The 18890-nt window shown below is 71.2% G+C and carries 17 protein-coding genes; 8 read left to right on the forward strand and 9 right to left on the reverse strand.

Annotated elements, in window-relative coordinates:
* The first annotated feature begins 27 nt into the window (after nt 1-27).
* The 4 genes from leuC to leuB are packed head-to-tail and all read left to right on the forward strand — an operon-like array spanning nt 28 to nt 3284.
* Nucleotides 28-1443, forward strand: coding sequence for a 3-isopropylmalate dehydratase large subunit (gene leuC, locus H9658_RS04765; RefSeq protein WP_191824528.1), 1416 nt, complete (start codon nt 28-30; stop codon nt 1441-1443).
* Complete coding sequence (locus tag H9658_RS04770; protein WP_179567077.1) at nt 1443-1625, forward strand: hypothetical protein; 183 nt, start codon at nt 1443-1445, stop codon at nt 1623-1625. The genes leuC and H9658_RS04770 overlap by 1 nt, the downstream gene beginning before the upstream one ends.
* Nucleotides 1625-2203, forward strand: coding sequence for a 3-isopropylmalate dehydratase small subunit (leuD, locus tag H9658_RS04775; protein WP_179567079.1), 579 nt, complete (start codon nt 1625-1627; stop codon nt 2201-2203). Before H9658_RS04770 ends, leuD begins: the two co-directional genes overlap by 1 nt.
* On the forward strand, nt 2193-3284 hold the full coding sequence (gene leuB, locus H9658_RS04780; RefSeq protein WP_191824529.1) for a 3-isopropylmalate dehydrogenase: 1092 nt from the start codon (nt 2193-2195) through the stop codon (nt 3282-3284). Before leuD ends, leuB begins: the two co-directional genes overlap by 11 nt.
* Nucleotides 3285-3471: 187 nt before the next feature.
* Here the strand turns inward: leuB and H9658_RS04785 are convergent, their stop codons facing one another.
* The 8 genes from H9658_RS04785 to H9658_RS04820 form a co-directional block, all read right to left on the reverse strand.
* The gene (locus H9658_RS04785) at nt 3472-6366 is read right to left on the reverse strand and encodes a two-component regulator propeller domain-containing protein (RefSeq protein WP_455275809.1); all 2895 of its coding nucleotides are present in this window, start codon (nt 6364-6366) and stop codon (nt 3472-3474) included.
* 255 nt (nt 6367-6621) lie between these two features.
* A complete protein-coding gene (locus H9658_RS04790; RefSeq protein WP_191824591.1) occupies nt 6622-7995 on the reverse strand; it encodes an ATP-binding protein in 1374 nt (457 codons plus the stop codon).
* 17 nt (nt 7996-8012) lie between these two features.
* On the reverse strand, nt 8013-8696 hold the full coding sequence (locus tag H9658_RS04795) for a response regulator transcription factor (RefSeq protein WP_191824531.1): 684 nt from the start codon (nt 8694-8696) through the stop codon (nt 8013-8015).
* Nucleotides 8697-8718: 22 nt separating this feature from the next.
* A complete protein-coding gene (locus H9658_RS04800; RefSeq protein ID WP_191824532.1) occupies nt 8719-9372 on the reverse strand; it encodes a tetratricopeptide repeat protein in 654 nt (217 codons plus the stop codon).
* A complete protein-coding gene (locus H9658_RS04805; protein ID WP_179567094.1) occupies nt 9369-10187 on the reverse strand; it encodes an SDR family oxidoreductase in 819 nt (272 codons plus the stop codon). Before H9658_RS04805 ends, H9658_RS04800 begins: the two co-directional genes overlap by 4 nt.
* A complete protein-coding gene (locus H9658_RS04810) occupies nt 10187-10864 on the reverse strand; it encodes a TenA family transcriptional regulator (RefSeq protein WP_191824533.1) in 678 nt (225 codons plus the stop codon). The genes H9658_RS04805 and H9658_RS04810 overlap by 1 nt, the downstream gene beginning before the upstream one ends.
* On the reverse strand, nt 10861-12357 hold the full coding sequence (locus H9658_RS04815; RefSeq protein WP_191824534.1) for an AMP-binding protein: 1497 nt from the start codon (nt 12355-12357) through the stop codon (nt 10861-10863). Before H9658_RS04815 ends, H9658_RS04810 begins: the two co-directional genes overlap by 4 nt.
* Nucleotides 12354-13025, reverse strand: a complete 672-nt coding sequence (locus tag H9658_RS04820; protein WP_191824535.1) for a thermostable hemolysin — start codon at nt 13023-13025, stop codon at nt 12354-12356. Before H9658_RS04820 ends, H9658_RS04815 begins: the two co-directional genes overlap by 4 nt.
* A 220-nt stretch (nt 13026-13245) precedes the next feature.
* Between H9658_RS04820 and H9658_RS04825 the strand changes: the two genes are divergently transcribed.
* The 3 genes from H9658_RS04825 (at nt 13246) to H9658_RS04835 (ending at nt 16077) form a co-directional block, all read left to right on the forward strand.
* Nucleotides 13246-13905, forward strand: coding sequence for a TetR/AcrR family transcriptional regulator (locus H9658_RS04825; protein WP_179567102.1), 660 nt, complete (start codon nt 13246-13248; stop codon nt 13903-13905).
* Between the two features lie 129 nt (nt 13906-14034).
* Nucleotides 14035-14694 carry a protein-L-isoaspartate O-methyltransferase family protein gene (locus tag H9658_RS04830; protein WP_179567104.1) on the forward strand — a complete coding sequence of 220 codons (660 nt, stop codon included), beginning with the start codon at nt 14035-14037 and terminating at the stop codon, nt 14692-14694.
* Between the two features lie 18 nt (nt 14695-14712).
* A complete protein-coding gene (locus H9658_RS04835; protein ID WP_179567106.1) occupies nt 14713-16077 on the forward strand; it encodes a TolC family outer membrane protein in 1365 nt (454 codons plus the stop codon).
* A 215-nt stretch (nt 16078-16292) separates the two neighbouring features.
* On the opposite strand, the gene waaA is transcribed toward H9658_RS04835, so the two are convergent.
* Nucleotides 16293-17612: a lipid IV(A) 3-deoxy-D-manno-octulosonic acid transferase gene (gene waaA, locus H9658_RS04840; RefSeq protein WP_191824536.1), complete on the reverse strand. Its 1320-nt coding sequence runs from the start codon at nt 17610-17612 to the stop codon at nt 16293-16295.
* A 120-nt stretch (nt 17613-17732) separates the two neighbouring features.
* Between waaA and H9658_RS04845 the strand changes: the two genes are divergently transcribed.
* Entirely contained in the window at nt 17733-18677 is a 945-nt protein-coding gene (locus H9658_RS04845) for an LpxL/LpxP family Kdo(2)-lipid IV(A) lauroyl/palmitoleoyl acyltransferase (protein ID WP_191824537.1), read from the forward strand.
* Nucleotides 18678-18890: the final 213 nt, after the last annotated feature.

The following is an 18890-nucleotide window of genomic DNA, read 5'->3' on the forward strand; positions in this document are numbered from 1 at the left end:
CCAGCGTCCCTGCCAGGTAGTCCCGTAATGTCTTCGACCCCCCGCACCCTGTACGACAAACTGTGGGACGCGCACGTCGTCGTCCCCGAAAGCGGCACCGCCCCGGCGGTGCTGTACATCGACCTGCACCTGATCCACGAGGTGACCTCGCCGCAGGCGTTCACCGAACTGAAGGCGCGCGGCCTGAAGCCGCGCCGTCCCGACCGCACCAAGGCGACGATGGACCATTCCACGCCGACCCTGCCGCGCGGCGCCGACGGCAAGCTGCCGTACTACACCAAGGCCTCCGAAGCGCAGGTGGACATGCTCGCGCGCAACTGCGCCGACTACGGCATCGAGCTGTTCGACATGGCCTCGGACAATCGCGGCATCGTGCACGTGATCGCGCCCGAGCAGGGCTTCACCCAGCCCGGCATGACCATCGTCTGCGGCGACAGCCACACCTCCACGCATGGCGCTTTCGGGGCATTGGCGTTCGGCATCGGCACCAGCGAGGTCGGCTACGTGCTGGCCACGCAATGCCTGCTGCAGCGCAAGGCCAAGACCATGTCGATCACCGTCGACGGGCCACTGGCGCCGGGCGTCGGCGCCAAGGACGTGATCCTGCACATCATCGGCGTGATCGGGGTCAACGGCGGCACCGGCCACGTGCTCGAGTACCGCGGCTCCACCATCGCCGCGATGGACATGGAGCAGCGCATGACCCTGTGCAACATGTCGATCGAGGCCGGCGCGCGCGCCGGCATGGTCGCGCCGGACCAGGTCACCTTCGACTGGATGGCGAACACCCCGCGCGGTCCGAAGGGCGCGGAGTTCGACGCCGCGGTGCAGCGCTGGTCGCAGCTGCGCAGCGATCCGGGCGCGCGCTTCGACGTGGACGTGCGCATCGACGCGCGCGACATCCGCCCGACCCTGACCTGGGGCACCCACCCGGGCACCGCGATCGCGGTGGACGTGCCGATTCCGGCGGCGCAGGACGCGGCCGCGCAGAAGGGCCTGGACTACATGCATTTCGAATCCGGCCACGCGCTGATCGGCACCCCGGTGGACGTGGTGTTCGTCGGCTCGTGCACCAACGGCCGGCTCAGCGACATGCGCGAAGTGGCGCAGGTGCTGCGCGGCCGCCGCGTCGCGCCGAACGTGCGCATGCTGGTGGTGCCGGGCTCGGAGATCGTCAAGCGCCAGGCCGAGGCCGAGGGCATCCACGAGGTGGTGCGCGCCGCCGGCGCCGAGTGGCGCGAATCCGGCTGCTCGATGTGCATCGCCATGAACGGCGACCTGGTCGCGCCGGGGCAACTGGCGGTGAGCACCAGCAACCGCAATTTCGAAGGCCGCCAGGGTCCCGGCTCGCGCACCTTGCTGGCGTCGCCGATGACCGCGGCCTGGGCCGCGGTGAACGGCAAGGTCAGCGACCCGCGCACGCTGTTCGCGGAGGTCGCGTGATGGTGCCGCACATCGCCGCGTTCGCGGCCACGCTGACCTTCGTCGCCGCCACCACCCGCGCCTTCGCGCATCGCGGCAAGCCGCTGCTGCCGCCGCACGTCCCCACTCCGGCGCTGCCGCCGGCATCGCTGCCCGACGCGGCCGTCGCCGCTCCCGCCACCGTGTCCCAGGAGACCTGCTGATGGCCGGATTCGCCGCCCTCACCTCGGCCAGCGTGGTGCTGCGCCAGACCAACATCGATACCGACCAGATCATTCCGGCGCGGTTCCTGTCCACCACCGAGCGCGCCGGCCTCGGCCGCAACGCGTTCAACGACTGGCGCTGGCAGGCCGACGGCACGCCCAACCCGGAGTTCGCGTTCAACCAGCCGCACAACGCCGGCCGCCAGATCCTGCTGGCCGGGCGCAACTTCGGCTGCGGCTCCTCGCGCGAGCACGCGCCGTGGGCGCTGACCGATCTGGGCCTGCGCGCCATCGTCAGCAGCGAGATCGCCGACATCTTCCGCAACAACAGCCTCAAGAACGGGCTGCTGCCGATCGTGCTGGACGAGGCCGACGTGCAGACCCTGATGCAGCGCCCGGACGACGCGCTGACAGTGGACGTGGCCGCGCGCGAACTGCGCACGCCCGACGGCCGCGTCTATCCGTTCCCGCTCGACGAGTTCTCGCAGACCTGCCTGCTCGAAGGCGTCGACGAACTCGGCTACCTGCTGCTGCGCCAACCCGCCATCGAACAGTACGAGGCCACCCATGCACGCTGACATCGTCGTCCTGCCCGGCGACGGCATCGGCCCCGAAGTCGCCGCCGCGGCGGTCTCGGTGCTGCGCACCATCGCCCGCCGCTACCAGCACACCTTCGAATTCCACGAGCACGACATCGGCGGCATTGCCATCGACCGCCACGGCGAACCGCTGCCGGCGGCGACGCTGGCCGCCTGCCAGCAGGCCGACGCGGTGCTGCTGGGCGCGGTCGGCGGGCCGAAGTGGTCCGATCCCAACGCCACGATCCGTCCCGAACAGGGCCTGCTGGCGATCCGCCGCGGCCTGGGCCTGTTCGCCAACCTGCGCCCGGTCAAGCCGCATCCGGCAGCGCTGGACGCCTCGCCGATCAAGCCGCACCTGCTCACCGGCGTGGACATCGTGGTGGTGCGCGAGTTGACCGGCGGCATCTATTTCGGCGACAAGACCCGCACCGCCACCGACGCCAGCGACCTGTGCCGCTACAGCGTCGAGGAGATCGAGCGGGTCCTGCGCAGCGCGTTCCGCCTGGCGCAGCAGCGCCGCAACCACGTCACCTCGGTGGACAAGGCCAACGTGCTGGAGACCTCGCGGCTGTGGCGCGACGTGGCCACGCGCATCGGCCGCGACGAATTCCCGGATGTGCGCCTGGAGCACCAGCTGGTCGATTCGATGGCCATGCACCTGCTGGCCAAGCCGCGCGAGTACGACGTGATCGTCACCGAGAACATGTTCGGCGACATCCTCACCGACGAGGCGTCGATGCTCGCCGGTTCGCTGGGCCTGCTGCCGTCGGCGTCGCTGGGCGAAGGCAAAATCGGCCTGTACGAGCCGATCCATGGCTCGGCTCCGGACATCGCCGGCAAGGGCATCGCCAATCCCTACGCCACCATCCTCAGCGCCGCGCTGCTGCTGCGCCATTCGCTGGGCCTGAACGCCGAAGCCGAGGCGATCGAGCAGGCGGTGGACGCCGCGCTCAACGCGCACGCCTTCACCGCCGACCTCGCCGCCCCGGGCCATGGCATTTCCACCAATGCGGCCGCGCGCGCGGTGGTGGAGCAGTTGCAGGCGCATGGGTCGGTGGAAGCCGAGATTCGGGAGTAGGGATTGGGGATTGGTAACTGCGTTCGGCCACTGCGCGGATAGGCAGCGGCCGAACGCTCACATCGGGCGACGCGGATATCTCCTGTCGGAGGGGCTTCAGCCCCGACAGGATTCCGCGCCGCAGGCTCGCCGTGCTGTGTGTCGCGGCTGAAGCGGCTCCTGCAAGGGTGCACCTGCGCTTTACGCCCTAGCCGACCACCCGGTCGCGGCCTTCGTGCTTGGCCTGGTACAGGCGCTGGTCGGCCAGCACCAGCAATTCGCGCCGGCTCTGCAGCGCCGGGCTGACACAGGCGAAACCGACGCTGGCCGTGCACTGCACCGTGCGCCCATCGACATCGTGGACCACGATCGCGGCGACGCGGTGGCGCAGGTCGTCCAGCCGCGCCCGCGCCTGTTCGCGGTCCAGGCCCGGCAACACCAGCAGGAACTCCTCGCCGCCGTGGCGCGCGGCGAAGGCGTGTTCGCCGAGCGTGGCGCGCAGCACCTCGCCGACCCGGCGCAGCACTTCGTCGCCGATCTCGTGGCCGTAGCTGTCGTTGATCCGCTTGAAGTTGTCGATGTCCAGCAGCGCCACGCACAGCGGCGTTTGCGTGGCCCGCGCGTGCTCCAGCGCCGCGGTCAGGTGCGGATCGGCGGTGCGCCGGTTCGGCAGGCCGGTCAGCGCGTCGTGGCCGGCCTGGTAGGCGAGCTTGCGCACCAGCTCCTCGCGTTCGAAATCGGCCAGCTTCAGCGCCAGGTTCTTCGCGCGCAGCTCGTGGGTGCGCTCGGCGATGATGCGATTGAGCCGGCGCTGGCGGCGCAGGTAGCGATGGCTGCGGCCGCGGTACCACCACAGCAGCAGGCCGCTGAACGCGATCGCCGCGATCACCACGAACGGACCGCGCTGCCAGAACGGCGGCACCACGTCCAGCTGCAGCGAGGCGCGCCCCACCAGATCGCTGCGCGACCAGTCCATCGCATTGGTGGTCGCCTGCACTTCCAGCCGGTAGTCGCCAGGCGGCAGGTTGGTATAGACCGCCTCCTCGCTGCTGCCGGCATCGATCCATTGCCGGTCGAAGCCATGCAGGCGATAGCGGTAGCGCACCTTGTCCGGCGAGCGGAAGCTCAAGCCGGCGTAGTCGACGCTGAGCCGGCCGACGCTGCCGGGCAAGCGGTAGTCGGCGCGCAGCGGCTGCTCGCGGCCATCGACCTGCAGCCGCTCGATCACCACCGCCGGCGCGCGCAGCGAATGCCGGCTGGGCAGCGCCGGGTCGATCAGCGCCAGGCCGGCGGAGGTCGGGATCAGCAAGATGCCGTCGCGGCTCAGCCAGCCGGCGGGCGCGCTGCTGCCGTTGCCCTGGCTGCCGGGCATGCCGTCGCTGCGATCGACCACGTCCACCGCCAGTTGCGTGCGGCGCCCGGCATCGAGCTGCGCGATGCTGTCGCGGGCGATGCGGAACACGCCCTGGTTGCTGGTCACCCACAGATGGCCCTGGCCATCGTCGATGACCCGGAACAGCTTGTCGCGCGGCAGCCCGACGCGATGGTCGTAGGTGCGGAAGCGGCCGTCGCGCAACCGCAGCAGGCCGCGGTCGCTGGCGATCCACAGCGCGCCGTCGGCGTCCTCCAGGAAATCGAACGCGTTGTGCGCGGGAAACGCGGCGCCGGCGGGCCAGCGGCGCAGCGTGCCGTCGGCCGACAGCGCCGCGATGCCGTCGCTGGTGCCGATCCACAGCACGCCGGCGCGATCGCGGTACAGCGCCTGCACCTGCAGCGCCGGCAGCCCGTCGGCCAGGGTGTACAGGCGGGTGCGGCCACGGTTGCGATAGGCCAGGCCGGCGTTGCCGCCGACCCACAGCCCGCCGTCCGCATCCTGCAACAGCGCCCGCACCATGGCCTGCGGGATGCCGGCCTCGGTGCCGAGCCGTTGCCGGACCGCACCGTCGGGCGCCAGCAACAGCACTCCCTGGTTGTAGGTACCGACCCACATGCCGCCGTCGTTGGCCGCGGCCAGCGCCAGCACCGACGGATCGCGGCCGGCGGCGGCGATGCGCAACGTGGCGATGCGGCCGTGCTGCCAGCGATCGAGGCCGGCGGCATGGCCGATCCAGACCGCGCCATCGGCGCTCTGCTGCACTACGCGCACGTAGTCGCCGCCGAGGCCGTCGTGCCGGGTCAGGCCGCCGGCATCGCCCACGGCGATGCGGAACAGGCCGTCGGTGCTGCCGGCCCAGATCAGGCCTTCGCGGTCCTCGATCAGCGCCGGGCTGACCACGCCGGAGATCGACAACATCTCCTCGCTGACCCCGCTCGACGAGCGCCGCAGCAACTGGCCGCTGGACAGGCTCATCCACAACTGGCCCTGGCGATCCTGCAACGCGGCATCCACGCGCTGGCCCTGGCGCAACCACTGCAGCGCGCCGTCGGCGTGCAGCCAGAACACGCCGGCGTCGCCGGCGACCAGCAGCCCGCCGTCGCGGTCGCGGCTCAGCCGCCGTACCGGCGCCGTGCGCATCGCCTCCGTCCGCCCCCAACGCCGCGCACGGCCGGTGGCCGGGTCGAGGCGGAACAGCCCCTGCGCGGTGCCGACCAGCACGCTGCCATCGGTCTGCTGCAGCAGCGCGGCGATCCGGGTCTTCGGCAGCCCGGCGGCGGCACCGGCCACGCTCAGGCGGCCATCGGCCTCGATCCGGAACAAGCCGTCCTCGCTACCCACCCACAGCGCACCGCTGCGGTCGCGCAGCATCGACGCCACCTGCAGCCGCTGCGCATGCGCATCGCCCAGGTGCTCCCAGGCGCCACCGGCATAGCGGAACACGCCGTCGTAGGCGGTGCCGACCAGCACCCCACCATCGCGTTCGGGCACGATCGCGAACACGCCGGACATCTCCATGCCCGGCGTGTTCTGCCGGTCGAACACGGTGAAGGCGCGGCCATCGAAGCGCGCCACGCCTTCCCAGGTGCCGATCCACAGCAGGCCGTCGCGGTCCTGCGCCAGCGCATGCACCAGGTTGTGCGGCAGGCCTTCGTCCATCGTCCAGCGCACCACCGTCGGCCGGTCGGTGATGCTGCCCGCGGTCACCGGCCGCGTTGCCTGGGCCACGGCAGCACCTGCCGCGCAGCAGGCGCACAGCAGCATCAGGAACAAACCGATGCGCCCGCGCAGGCGTCGGCGCAGCGCAGGTGCGCTGCCGATGGTAGTGTGACGCCGGTCCCCCTGCTCCATTGCTTCCCGAATCATGCCCTCGGCAGCACGCGGTTTCCAAACCGCACGAGAAGCCAATTTATCACTACATGTTCGCCGCCGATGTCAGGACGTTCCTCACATTGCCGAACGGCGGCCGTCCCGCCACACCACTCAGCGCAACGGCAGGCGCACGCTGACCCGCAGCCCGCCCAGGGTCGGCGAGGTATCGAGCGCGATGTCGCCGCCGTGCGCGTTCACCACCTCGCGCGCGATCGCCAGGCCCAGTCCGCTGCCCTCCACGCCGCTGCCGAGTTCGCGGTGGAAGCGCTCGAACACGCGCTCGCGCGCCGCCTCGGCGACACCGGGGCCGGAATCCTCGACCGTGAACCAGGCGCAGGCATGGTCGCCACGCAGGGCGACTTCCACCTGCCCGCCCGGCGGCGCGTAGCGCAGCGCGTTGTCGATCAGATTGCGCACCAGCGCGGACAGGCCCGTCTCGTTGCCGAGCAGCATGACCGGGTCGTTGCACAGCATCCGCAGCCGCTGCTGGCGCCGCGCCGCCAGCGGCTGCGCATCGTCCACCTGCAGCGCGACCAGGCCGTCCAGCGCCAGCCGCCCCTGCGTGGGCTCGGCGGCGCCCGGTTCGACCCGGCTGAGCGTCAGCAACTGCGCGACCAGCCGCTCCACCCGGCGCACGCTGGCATCCAGGTGCCGCTGCGATTCGTCGCGTTCGGCGGCGTCGCGGGCCTGGCCCAGATTGTCGGCGTGTACCTTCAGCGCGGCGATCGGGGTACGCAGTTCGTGCGCGGCATCGGCGATGAAGCGGCGCTCGCGCGCCAGCGCGGCCTCCAGGCGCCGCATCAGGTCGTTGACCGCCACCACCAGCCCATGGATCTCGCGCGGTACGCCGTGCAGCGGCAACGGTTCCAGCCGCTGCGGGTCGCGCTCGCCGATCGCCTGCGAGACCCGGCTCAAGGCGCGGCTGGCCCAGTTCACCACCGCCCACACCAGCAGCGCCAGCACCGGCAGCGCCAACAGCAGCGGCAAGGCCGTGCCCAATGCGATGTCTTCGGCCAGCTCGCGGCGGATGTCGGCCTGCTCGCCGGTCTGGAACCAGCGCCCGCCGGCCGAGTGCAGGCTGAAGGTGCGCCAGCGGCGCCCATCCAGGGTCACGTCGGCGTAGCCGGCGACCAGCGGGGCCAACTGCCGGGTCGGGCCGCTGTCCGAGCGCAGCAGCAAGTGGCCGCGGTCGTCGCGGACCTGGAACGCCAGCTTGCTTTCGTAGGCATGGCCGGTGCGGAACGCCAGCGCCTCGCCCACGCCTTGCGCCTGCCCGTGCCAGCCGCGGATCACGATCGGCTCGCCGGCCGGGCCGAGCCGGGTCAGCTCGCCCAGCGGTTCGTCGACCAGGCTCATCAGCACCCGCGAGGACTGCACCAACTTGGCATCGAACATCTCGCCCGCCTCCTGCAGGCCGGCCCGGTAGCTGAGCAATGCGGCCACCGCGAACACCAGGGTCACCACCCCGAGCAGACCGCCCAGCAGCATCCGCCGCATCGAACTCATGGCGCCGCCACCGCGGCCGCGGCCTGTTCGTCCAGCGCATAGCCGACCCCGCGCACGGTGCGGATCAGCGCCGGGTCGAGCTTGCGCCGCAGTTGGTGCACGTGCACATCGACCGCATTGCTGGCCACATCCTCGTCCCAGCCGTACAGGCGCTGCTGGATCGCCTCGCGCGCGATGGCGCGGCCGTGGCGTTCGGCCAGCAGCCACAGCAGCGCGAACTCGCGCCGGGTCAGGTCCAGCGCGCGGCCGCGCCAGCGCACCGCCAGCCGCTCCGGATCCAGGTACAGCGCGCCGATCTCCAATTGCGGCGTGGCGCGCCCGGCACTGCGCCGCAGCAGCGCGCGGGTGCGCGCCAGCAGTTCGGTGGTGTCGAACGGCTTGCCGAGGTAGTCGTCGGCGCCCAGGTCCAGGCCCAGCGCGCGGTCGGCCGGGCGCTCGCGCGCGCTCAGCACCAGGATCGGCACGTCGGCGCCGGCCTGGCGCGATTGCCGGATCACCTCCAGCCCGTCCATGCGCGGCAAGCCCAGGTCCAGCAGCACCAGGTCGATACCGCCGTCGCCGATCGCGATCAGCGCCGCCGCGCCGTCCTGCACCCAGTCCACCGAATAGGCGGCGCGGCGCAACGCGGTGCGGATGCCTTCGCCCAGCGACAGATCGTCCTCGACCAGCAAGATGCGCATGTGGGTCAGTGTGGGCGGCCGCTCAATGGCTGGCAAGGTGCGGCTCGACCTCCTGCAGGGCGGCCTGGATCTGCTGGTGGCGGCCACGGTCGGCCAGTTCGCGGCCCGGCCGCGGCGGCGCCGCCAACGCCCTCTTCAGCGCCGCCGCCGCGCCATTCCAGTCCTTCTGGTCGCGCAGGAAATCGCCATAGAAGTAGTTCGCGTCGATCCCGTCGGGGTCGTAGTGCAGGCCCTGCAGCAACAGCGTGCGCGCCTTGGCGTCGTCGCCGAAACCGACCGGCCAGCCCGGTACCTGGTAGTACAGCGCGCCCAGGCTGGTGCAGGCCGAGCCGTTCAACGCGGCCGGATCGAGCTTCAGCGCCTGCTCGAAATCGGCGCGGGCGCGCTTGACCAGGCTCAGCGCGCCGAGGCCGCCGCGCTCGCCGGCTTCGCTCGACAACACGATGCCTTCCCAGATCAGCGCGGCCGGATCCTGCGGCGCGGCCTGCCTGGCCGCCGCCGCATGCGTGGCCAACGCCGAATAGGCCTGCACGCGCTGCGGCTTGGGCGTCTGGTAGGCGACCTGCGCCCATTGCTCGCGCACCGCGGCGACCGCGGGCGACAGCGGCGTGGCCGCCGCCGCGGCCAGCGGCAGCAGCGACAGGAGCAAGAGCAGGCAACGGCGGCAAGTCTTCATCGGAGGTCTCCAAGATCGGAAGGAACCCGGGCGGCATGGCGCCGCACCACGGGCAGTTGCGCTTTCAGACTGCGATCGACCAGACCGGGCAAGGCGCCGTTGAGGCGTGCGAAGAGTTTTTCCGGCCAACCGATCTGCAGCCGCCTGTCGCCGCGCTCGATCGCCTCGCGCAAGGCGCGCGCCACCCGCTCGGGCGTGTCGGCGCCGACCTTCAGTTCCTGGTTCAGCGCATCGACCTGGGCCGTGTTGAACGCGGTGCGGGTGGCGCGCGGCGCCAGGTACTGGAAGCGCACGTGGCTGTCGGCGTATTCGCGGGCCAGCGCCTCGAACAGGCCGCGCAGACCGAACTTGCTGGCGCTGTAACCGGCGAAGCCCGGAAATCCCAGACTGCCGAAGGTCGAACCGACCGCGACCACGGCCGCCTGCGGCTGCGCCTGCAGCAACGGCAGCAGCGCGCGCACCAGCAGCATCGGCGCCAGCAGATTGGTTTCGAGCATGCGCCGCAGTTCCTGCTCGGACTGTTCGGCGAACAGACCGAAGCCGCTCTGCGCATGCGCGATCAGCAGCAGCGACGGCGGCGCCTGCAGCGCGCGCGCCGCCGCCAGCAATTGCGCGCGGCCGCTGTCGTTGCACAGGTCCGCCGGCAACGCCAGCACCTGGCCCTGCGGATGGCGGCTGGCCACCTGCGCCAGCCGCAGCGGGTCGCGCCCCACCGCCAGCACCCGGGTGCCGGCGGCGACCAGTTCGTCGCACAACGCCGCGCCGATGCCGCCGCTGGCACCGGTCAACACCACGCTCCGGCCGCGCAGGTCCATCACGCCGCCTCCGCCATGCGCGGCGCCGGCAGCGCGCGCAGGCTGCGGAAGATGTCGCCGTACAGGCCGTAAAAGCGCTTGGTCGCGTGCAGTACCGCGCGCTGGTCGTCGGGGTCGTCGAGCCGGTCCATCAACCCGACGAAGAAACCCACATGCTCGATGTCCAGGTCGCCGTGCGAACGCAGGTAGCTGAAGGCATTGCGCGGCAGGCCCAGCGTGGTCTCGATGCTCTCGGCCGCGCGCGTGGCCAGCGCCACGCTGGTGCCTTCCAGCACCATCACCATGCCGAAGAAACCGACCGGGTTGCCGCGGGCGATGGTGTCGTAGGCGTAGGCCACCATCAGCTCGGTCGCGGCGGCCGGTTCGGACGCGGCGGCGGCGGCGCGATCGGCGCCGCACGCGGCCAGGTCGTCGAGGATCCATTCCTGGTGACCCAGTTCCTCCTCGATGTAGTCGGCGACGGCGGTGCGCAGCCACTCCAGCCGCGCCGGCAGGCGCGCGCCGCAGGCCATCAGCAGCGGCACCGTGTGGCGCACGTGGTGGTAGGCCTGGCCGAGGAAGGCCAGGTAGTCCTCACGCGCGATCTGCCCGGCCAGCGCCGACTGGATGATCGGGATCGAGATCATGGCGGCGCGTTCGGCCTGGGTCTCGGCGAGCAAGCGCTCATGGAAGGTCATCGGGAAGCTCCGTGGGAGGAAAGGGGTTCGAGTTCGGCGTAGCGCTGCGCGATGGCATCGGCATGGCGCTGCAGGATCGCGTCGCGGCGCGGGCGGCCGTTGCCGGTGAGCAGGCCGTCGGCGGCGGTAAATGGCGCGCTGGCGCGGACGAAGCCGGACACGCGCGCGTAGTCCGGCAGGCCGGCGTTGACCTCGGCCAGCGCGCGCGCGATCGCCGCATCGTCCAGCGCGGGGTTGCGCGGCCACAGCACCGCCAGGTTGTGCGCGCGCGCTTCGCCGCAGACCACCGCCTGGGCAATGTGCGGGTGCTGCAACAGTTCGCTTTCCACCCATTCCGGCGACACGTTGCGGCCGTAGGCGGTAATGAACACATGCTTGCGGCGGCCGGTGACGTGGACGAAGCCTTCGTCGTCGACATGGCCCAGGTCGCCGGTGGCGATGGCGCCGGCAGGCGGCCCCTCCGCGCCGAGGTAACCCAGGCAGCGCACGCCGTCGACCCACAGTTCGCCGTCGATCGCGCTGACCCGCGCATGCGGCAGCGCGCGGCCGACGCTGCCGGCGCGCTGCGCCTCGGGCCGGTTCAGCGCCACCACCGAGGCGCACTCGGTCAGTCCGTAGCCTTCGAACACCGGCAACCGCAGCGCCGCGGCGCGACGCAGCAGACCCGGACCGACCCGGCCGCCACCGACCGCCAGGTAGCGCAGCGAGGCCGGCAGCGCCACGCCCTGTTCGGCCGCCATCACCAGCGCCAGCAACAGCTGCGGCACCAGGATCACGCTGTGCGGCTGGTAGCGGTGCAGGCAGGCGATCAAGGTCGGAATGTCGAGTCCGGCGGCGCCGCTGTAGCCGATCTCGGCCAGCGACGGCACTGCGATCTGCGCGCCGGACAACAGCGTGGCATAGACCCCGGCCACGTTCTCCAGCAACGTGGACAGCGGCATCAGGCACAGGTGGCGGCGCGGCGCCAGCGCCGAGGCCGCATCGGCCAGGGACGCGGCCACCTGCAGCAGCGCGCCCGCCTCCAGGCATACCCCCTTGGGCTGGCCGGTGGTGCCGGAGGTATAGGTGATGCAGCCGGTGCCGGCAGGCAGCGCCACCGGCATCGGCGCCAGGCGCCAGCACGCCAGGCCCGGGGCCGACAGCGGCAGATGCAGCGGCACGCCCTGCGCCGGTGCGGGCATGCCCGCACCGGCGACCAGGCACTGCGCACCGCTGCTGTGCAGCGCGTAGCGCGCCTGCGCCTCGCTGAAGAACGTCGGCAGCGGCACATGCACGCCGCCACGCAGGCGGATCGCCAGGTCCAGCGCCAGCCAGTCGCTGCCGTTGTCCAGGCGGCTGGCGACGCAGTGCAGATCGTGCCGTTGCAACGCGTCGGCCAACGCACGGATCCGGTCGGCCAGTTCGCCCTCGCGGATCGCGCCGTGGCCGGTGAGCAGACGCTCTTGGTCGCCGCGCAACTGGCCGAGCACCTCGGCGAAACCGGGCCCGCTCACGGCGCACCCGCCAGGCAGGGCTGGAACGGACCAGCGTGGAACAGGGACATCGCGTCCGCGCGCGGCGCGGCGGCGCGCTGCAGGAACGCATGCCCGGCGGCGATGTCGCCGAACGTCAGCCGCGGCTGCGCGGCGTAATAGTCGCCCCAGTCGCTGGGATCCCCGCGCAGGCGCTCGCCGCGCGCCTCGCCCAGGTCCACCGTCGCCAGATGCAGCCGGTCGAAGGTATTGCGCAACTGCCGGGTGGCCACGAACAGGACCCAGCGCAGCCCGGCCGCGTGCAGGGTGCCGGTCAGCGCCTGGATCATCGCGCGCGCATCGCCGGCCTGCTCGGCGGCGAAGTTGCCCACCTCCACCAGCTCGCTGCGCGCCACCCGCCGCGGCATCCGCTCGGCGATGGCCAGTTCGGCCGGTCGCTCGAGATAGTGCTCGACGAACAGCTCGCCTTCGCTGGCGCAGCGCAGCCCCAGTGCGGCCCGCAACCCGCCGTCGGCGTCGTAGTAGGCCAGCAGATGCGGCAGGAAGCCGCGCAGCACCGCGCCGTAGCGCTGGCGGTAGACGCGGGCGATGAACGCTTCCACGGCATCGCGCTCGGGATGCCCCAGACCGATCAGCACGGCACTGGCGAAGCGGGAATGGGATGCGGGGGAGTCGGGGACGATGGCCATGGCGGCATCGTCGGCGGCGCCGATTAGCCGACCATGAGCCGAACGTTAGGCGAATGTAAGGCGCGCATAAGCAAATCATTGCGCAGGCGCCAAACCCTGAACCAAGCCTGCCGCACGCTGAACCGCTCGATCGGAGTCCCGGCGCGCGAAGCTGACATACTAAATAGTATACTTAACGGTATAGTATAAATATCGAACCGACTGGTCTAGTATTGCCGCCATGGTCAGCAAACCCGTTCCCTCCCCCAAAGCCTCTTCCCGCGCCGCCGGGCCGGGCCGTCCGAAGGACATGGGCAAGCGTGCGGCGATCCTGGAAGCGGCCAAGCACATGTTCACCGAGCTGGGCTTCGGCGGGGTCAGCATGGACGGCATCGCCGCCCGCGCCGGGGTGTCCAAGCTCACCGTCTACAGCCATTACGGCGACAAGGAGACCCTTTTCGCCGAAGCGGTGCGCGCGCAGTGCCAGGCGCTGCTGCCCGACGACCTGTTCGGGCATGCGCTGAAAGGCCCGCTGCGCGCCCAGTTGGTGGAGATCGGCCTAGCCTTCTTCGCCATGATCAGCAGCGAGGCGGCCATGGCCACGCACCGCATGATGCTGGCCCCGGGCACCGGCGACGAGCACGTGCGCGAGATGTTCTGGAATGCCGGTCCCAAACGTACCCAGCAGGACCTGGCGCAGCTGCTGCAGGCGCACGTGGCGGCCGGCGAACTGGAGATCGCCGACCTGGGCCTGGCCGCCTCCCAGTTCTTCTGCCTGATCAAGGGCGAACTGCACTCGCTGATGATGTGCGGCCTGTGCCGCGATCCCAGCCAGGTGCGGATCCAGGCCCATGTCGAGGCCAGCGTGGATTTCTTCCTGCGCGCCTATGCGGCGCGCTGAGCCCGCGCCGGCCGGGCGGCCCGATGACTTCCGGCACTGCGCGCGGCGGCACCGCTGCGGCGATGCTGCAGCATACGCACGGCCTCCGCGCCGGCTAAAATGCGCGACCCACCGCGTTGGATGCCCCAGATGACGATCGACTACTCCCAAGCCCGCGAAACGATGGTTGAACAGCAGGTGCGTCCCTGGGACGTGCTCGACCTGCGCGTGCTCGACGTGCTGGCGCGGCTGCCGCGCGAGACCTTCGTGCCGGAAAGCCACCGCGCGGTGGCCTATGCCGATCTGGAAATCCCGCTGGGGCACGGCCAGTACATGATGAAGCCGGTGATCGAAGGCCGCATGCTGCAGGCGCTGGACCTGCAGCCGGGCGAGGACGTGCTGGAGATCGGCACCGGCAGCGGCTTCATCAGCGCCTGCCTGGGCGAGCTCGGCCGCGAGGTGGTGAGCCTGGAGATCGAGCCGGCCCTGGCCGCCGCCGCGCGCGCCAACCTGGATGCCGCCGGGCTGGGCAGCAACGTGCGCATCGAGACCGCCGACGCGTTCGGCTGGCACAGCGAGCGCCGCTTCGACGTAGTCTGCATCACCGCTGCGGTCACCGAGATCCCGGCGCAGTTCCTGGCCTGGCTGCGGCCCGGCGGCCGCCTGTTCGCGGTCCGCGGCCGCGCCCCGGCCATGGACGCGGTGCTGGTCCACGCCGACGCCGGCGCGCCGCGCGTGGAATCGCTGTTCGAAACCGACCTGGCGTACTACCTGCGTGGCGCCGCGCCAGTCCCCCAGTTCACATTCTGATCCATCAAGGAAGCCGCAATGATCCGCCGATCCCTCGTTCTGGCGCTGGCCGCCGCACTGTTTCCGCTGGCCGCCAACGCCACGGACCTGCTGCAAGTCTACGAAATGGCCCGCAATAGCGACCCGCAGCTGGCCAGCGCGGAATCGAACCGGCTGTACGAAAAGGAAGGCGCGGTGCAGGCGCGCGCGGCGCTGCTGCCGCAGATCAACGGCTCCGCCTCGCTGCAGCGCAGCCACAGCGAGATCGAGCGCGCCAGCGGCGAACTGGCCGGCACCGGCAAGAGCCGCAGCTACGCGATCCAGGGCCAGCAGACGCTGGTCAACTTCGCCCAGTTCTCGACCCTGCGCGCGCAGAAGGCGCGCAGCCTGGCCGCCGACTACACGCTGGCATCGGCCAACGACGACCTGATCGTGCGCACCTCGGCCGCCTACTTCAACGTGCTGGTGGCGATCGAGTCGCTGGTCGCCGCGGAAACCAACGAAGCCGCCGCCAAGAAGCAGTTCGACTACGCCGACAAGCGCCTGGAAGTGGGCCTGGCACCGATCACCGACGTGCACGAAGCGCGCGCCGAATACGACCAGGCGCGCGCCGACACGATCACCGCGCGCAACTCGCTGCAGGACCTGTACCAGGCGCTGACCGAGATCACCGGGCAGCCGGTGCACGACCTGCGCAGCCTGCCGGAGGACTTCCGTCCGCAGCTGCCGGCCGACAGCGGCAACATCGACAGCCTGATCGCCTCGGCGCTGGACAAGAACCCGTCGCTGCGCGCCTACCAGTACCAGGTGCAGCAAGCCGAAGACAACGTCGCCACCGCGCGCGCCGGCCATCTGCCGACGCTGAACCTGTCGGCCAGCGTCGGCCGCGACGCGAGCTGGGGCGACGGCGTGTCCGGCAGCAACTCGCCGCGCAGCGACAGCAACGTCATCGGCCTGACCCTGAACATCCCGATCTTCGCCGGCGGCGCGACCCAGTCGGCGGTGCGCCAGGCCCTGTCGCAGCGCGACATCGCCCAGGACACGTTCGAGCAGCAGAAGCGCGCGCTCGACCGCAATACCCGCAACGCCTACCAGACCGTCGTCGCCGGCATCAGCGAAATCGAGGCGCGGCGCCTGGCGGTGGTCTCGGCGCAGGCCGCGTACGACGCCTCGCAGGTCGGCCTGGAAGTGGGTACGCGCACCGTGTTGGACGTGGTGCAGAACCAGCGCACCCTGTACCAGGCGCAGCTGAACTACGCGCAGTCGCGCTACAACTTCCTGCAGAACCGCCTGCTGCTGAGCCAGGCGCTGGGCTCGCTGGACGTGGCCGAAGTGCAGTCGATCAACGCGCTGCTGACGCAGAGCGCCGAATCCAAGCTCAACTCCGGCAGCAGCACCCAGTAACGCTGCGCCGGCAACTGTACGACCGCGAACGGCGGGCCTTCGGGTCCGCCGTTTTTGCATGGGGCGGCGCAATGGCGGAAAGAACGCCTGATTGCGCCAGCGACGTCCGCTCAAGATCAGGATGTCACTTGTAGGAGCGGCTTCAGCCGCGACAGCGTTACCGATAGATTCTGTCGCGGCTGAAGCCGCTCCTACAATGCCTGCGTCGAACCGCGCTACTCGTTCGCGGGCGCGTCGTGCGCCACCGGCGGCAGATGCTCGGCGATCAGGTGCAGCGCCCGCTGCAGCGCGCCGCGGCCATTGGCGACCAGCGCACAGCCGGCTTCGGCCATGCGCGCGCGCGCGGCCGCGTCGCCGAGCAATTCGTGCAGCGCCGCGCAGACCGCCGCAGCGTCTTCGCAGATCGCCACCGCACCGGCCTCGCGCATGCGCCGCGAGATCTCGGCGAAGTTGTGCAGGTGCGGCCCGCTCACCGACGGCGTGCCGACCGCGGCCGGCTCCAGCAGGTTGTGCCCGCCGATCGGCTGCAGGCTGCCGCCGACGAAGGCGACCTGGGCGCAGGCGTAGAACATCATCAGTTCGCCCAGCGTATCGATCACGAACACGTTGTCCTCGGCGCCGGGCCACTGCTGCTGGCGGCGCGTGGCCACGCGCCAGCCCTGGTCGCGCGCCAGCGCCTCGACCTTGGCGAAGCGTTCGGGATGGCGCGGCGCCCACAGCAGCAACAGGTCCGGCAAGTGCCGACGCAACTGCCGGTGCATCTCGATCACCGCCGCCTCCTCGCCTTCGTGGGTGCTGGCGGCGATCCACACCGGCCGCGTCTTCGCCACACGTTCGCCGAACGCGGCGACGAACGCCGGCAGCTGCGCGGGCACGGCGATGTCGAACTTCAGGTTGCCCAGCGCACGCACCTGCTGCGGATGCGCACCGAGCTCGATGAAGCGTTCGGCGTCGGCCTGCGACTGCGCCGCCACGCAGGTGACGGTGCGCAGCGCGCGTCCGATCAGCGGCCGCAGCAGGCGGTAGCCGCGCAGCGAGCGCGCCGACAGCCGCGCGTTGAGCACGTAGACCGGGATGTTGCGGTCGCGGCAGCCGAACAGCATGTTCGGCCACAGCTCGGTTTCCAGGATCAGCGCCAGGCTCGGGCGGAAATGCTGCAGGAAGCGGCCGACGCTGCCGGGCACGTCGTACGGCAGGTAGACGTGGTCCAGTGCATCGCCCCACAGCGCGCGCACCCGCTCCGACCCGGTCGGGGTGATGGTGGTGATCACCCAGCGGATGTCCGGGCGCTGCGCGCGCAGCGCGTTGACCACCGGCGCGGCGACGTTGACCTCGCCTACCGACACCGCGTGCAGCCACACCCGCGGCCGCCCGCGCGCCTGCGGATACGAGGCGTAGCGCTCGTCCCAGCGCTGGAAGTACTGGCGCACGCGGAACCCGCGCCAGACCAGGTGATAGACGGTGACCGGCAGTAGCATGTACAGCACGGTCGAGTACAGGCCGCGCAGCAGCCGTTCGATGAAATCGTTGCGCATCGCGAAAGCATAGCGGGTTGCGTCGCGCCGGCGGCAGACGATCGCGACCGTGGTCACCAAGCGAAGACGCCGCGGCGCCGCGCCAATGCCGCGCTGCCCGCTCCCGGCTAAACTTGGCGCATGTCCGACCCCTCCCCCGCTCTTCCGTCCGCCGCCACCACGGCCGCGCCGCCGCCGCGCTCGCCGCGGCACTGGCCGACCTGGCTGCTGCTCGGCATCGCCGTGGCCGTCGCGCGGCTGCCCTGGCTGCTGCAACGCGCGCTCGGCCGCGGCGTCGGCTGGATCGCGTTGCGTCTGGCCGGCACCCGCCGCCATGCCGCCGAGGTGAACCTGAAGCTGTGCTTCCCCGAGCAGAGCGAGGCCTGGCGCACGCGCCTGCTGCACGACAGCTTCGACGCGCTGGGCGTGGGCGTGTTCGAGTTCGCGCGCGCCTGGTGGGGCAGCCTCGGCCCGATCCGCCGCCGCACCCGCATCGAAGGCCTGGAGCACCTGCGTGCGCTGCAGGCGCAGGGCCGCGGCGTGCTGCTGGTGTCGGGCCACTTCATGACCCTGGAGATGTGCGGCCGGCTGCTGTGCCAGTACGTGCCGCTGGCCGGCATGTACCGCCGCCATCGCAACCCGGTGTTCGAATGGGCGGTCAAGCGCGGCCGCCTGCGCTACGCCATCGCCATGTTCGCCAACGAGGACCTGCGCGGCAGCGTGCGCCACCTCAAGCGCGGCGGCTTCCTGTGGTACGCGCCGGACCAGGACATGCGCGGCAAGGACACGGTATTCGTGCCGTTCTTCGGCATGCCCGCCTCCACCATCACCGCCACCCACCAATTGGCGCGGCTGACCGGCTGCGCGGTGGTGCCGTATTTCCACCGCCGCGAGGGCGCCGACTACGTGCTGCGCATCGCCCCGCCGCTGGAGGACTTCCCGTCGCAGGACATGGTCGCCGACACCGCGCGGGTCAATGCCGCGATCGAGGCGATGGTGCGCGAAGCGCCGGCGCAATACCTGTGGATCCACCGCCGCTTCAAGCGCCAGCCCGGCGGCCGCAGTACGTTCTACGAGCGCGACTGAGCGAGAGGTAGGGACGGGCGCGGCCTCGCGCACCCACGCTGCGAGTCGCTTTCGCGCCGGACCCTCACCCCAACCCCTCTCCCGGCGGGAGAGGGGCTAGCGTTGTTCCCTTCTCCCATCGGGAGAAGGTGCCCCGAAGGGGCGGATGAGGGTACGGGCGCAGCCTGGTGCACCCAACTCCGCGAGTCACTTTCGCGCCGTACCCTCACCCCA

The sequence above is a fragment of the Xanthomonas bonasiae genome (assembly GCF_014836395.1).
In the GTDB taxonomy this organism is placed as follows: Bacteria; Pseudomonadota; Gammaproteobacteria; order Xanthomonadales; family Xanthomonadaceae; genus Xanthomonas_A; species Xanthomonas_A bonasiae.

Excerpts from the sequence above, each read along its gene's own strand:
- H9658_RS04795 (WP_191824531.1), bottom strand. The coding sequence starts at position 8,696 with ATGCGCATCTTGCTGGTCGAGGACGATCTGTCGCTGGGCGAAGGCATC.
- H9658_RS04830 (WP_179567104.1), top strand. The coding sequence starts at position 14,035 with ATGACGATCGACTACTCCCAAGCCCGCGAAACGATGGTTGAACAGCAG.
- H9658_RS04810 (WP_191824533.1), bottom strand. The coding sequence starts at position 10,864 with ATGACCTTCCATGAGCGCTTGCTCGCCGAGACCCAGGCCGAACGCGCC.
- H9658_RS04835 (WP_179567106.1), top strand. The coding sequence starts at position 14,713 with ATGATCCGCCGATCCCTCGTTCTGGCGCTGGCCGCCGCACTGTTTCCG.
- H9658_RS04845 (WP_191824537.1), top strand. The coding sequence starts at position 17,733 with ATGTCCGACCCCTCCCCCGCTCTTCCGTCCGCCGCCACCACGGCCGCG.
- H9658_RS04800 (WP_191824532.1), bottom strand. The coding sequence starts at position 9,372 with ATGAAGACTTGCCGCCGTTGCCTGCTCTTGCTCCTGTCGCTGCTGCCG.
- H9658_RS04820 (WP_191824535.1), bottom strand. The coding sequence starts at position 13,025 with ATGGCCATCGTCCCCGACTCCCCCGCATCCCATTCCCGCTTCGCCAGT.
- leuC (WP_191824528.1), top strand. The coding sequence starts at position 28 with ATGTCTTCGACCCCCCGCACCCTGTACGACAAACTGTGGGACGCGCAC.
- waaA (WP_191824536.1), bottom strand. The coding sequence starts at position 17,612 with ATGCGCAACGATTTCATCGAACGGCTGCTGCGCGGCCTGTACTCGACC.
- H9658_RS04825 (WP_179567102.1), top strand. The coding sequence starts at position 13,246 with ATGGTCAGCAAACCCGTTCCCTCCCCCAAAGCCTCTTCCCGCGCCGCC.
- leuB (WP_191824529.1), top strand. The coding sequence starts at position 2,193 with ATGCACGCTGACATCGTCGTCCTGCCCGGCGACGGCATCGGCCCCGAA.
- H9658_RS04805 (WP_179567094.1), bottom strand. The coding sequence starts at position 10,187 with ATGGACCTGCGCGGCCGGAGCGTGGTGTTGACCGGTGCCAGCGGCGGC.
- H9658_RS04770 (WP_179567077.1), top strand. The coding sequence starts at position 1,443 with ATGGTGCCGCACATCGCCGCGTTCGCGGCCACGCTGACCTTCGTCGCC.
- leuD (WP_179567079.1), top strand. The coding sequence starts at position 1,625 with ATGGCCGGATTCGCCGCCCTCACCTCGGCCAGCGTGGTGCTGCGCCAG.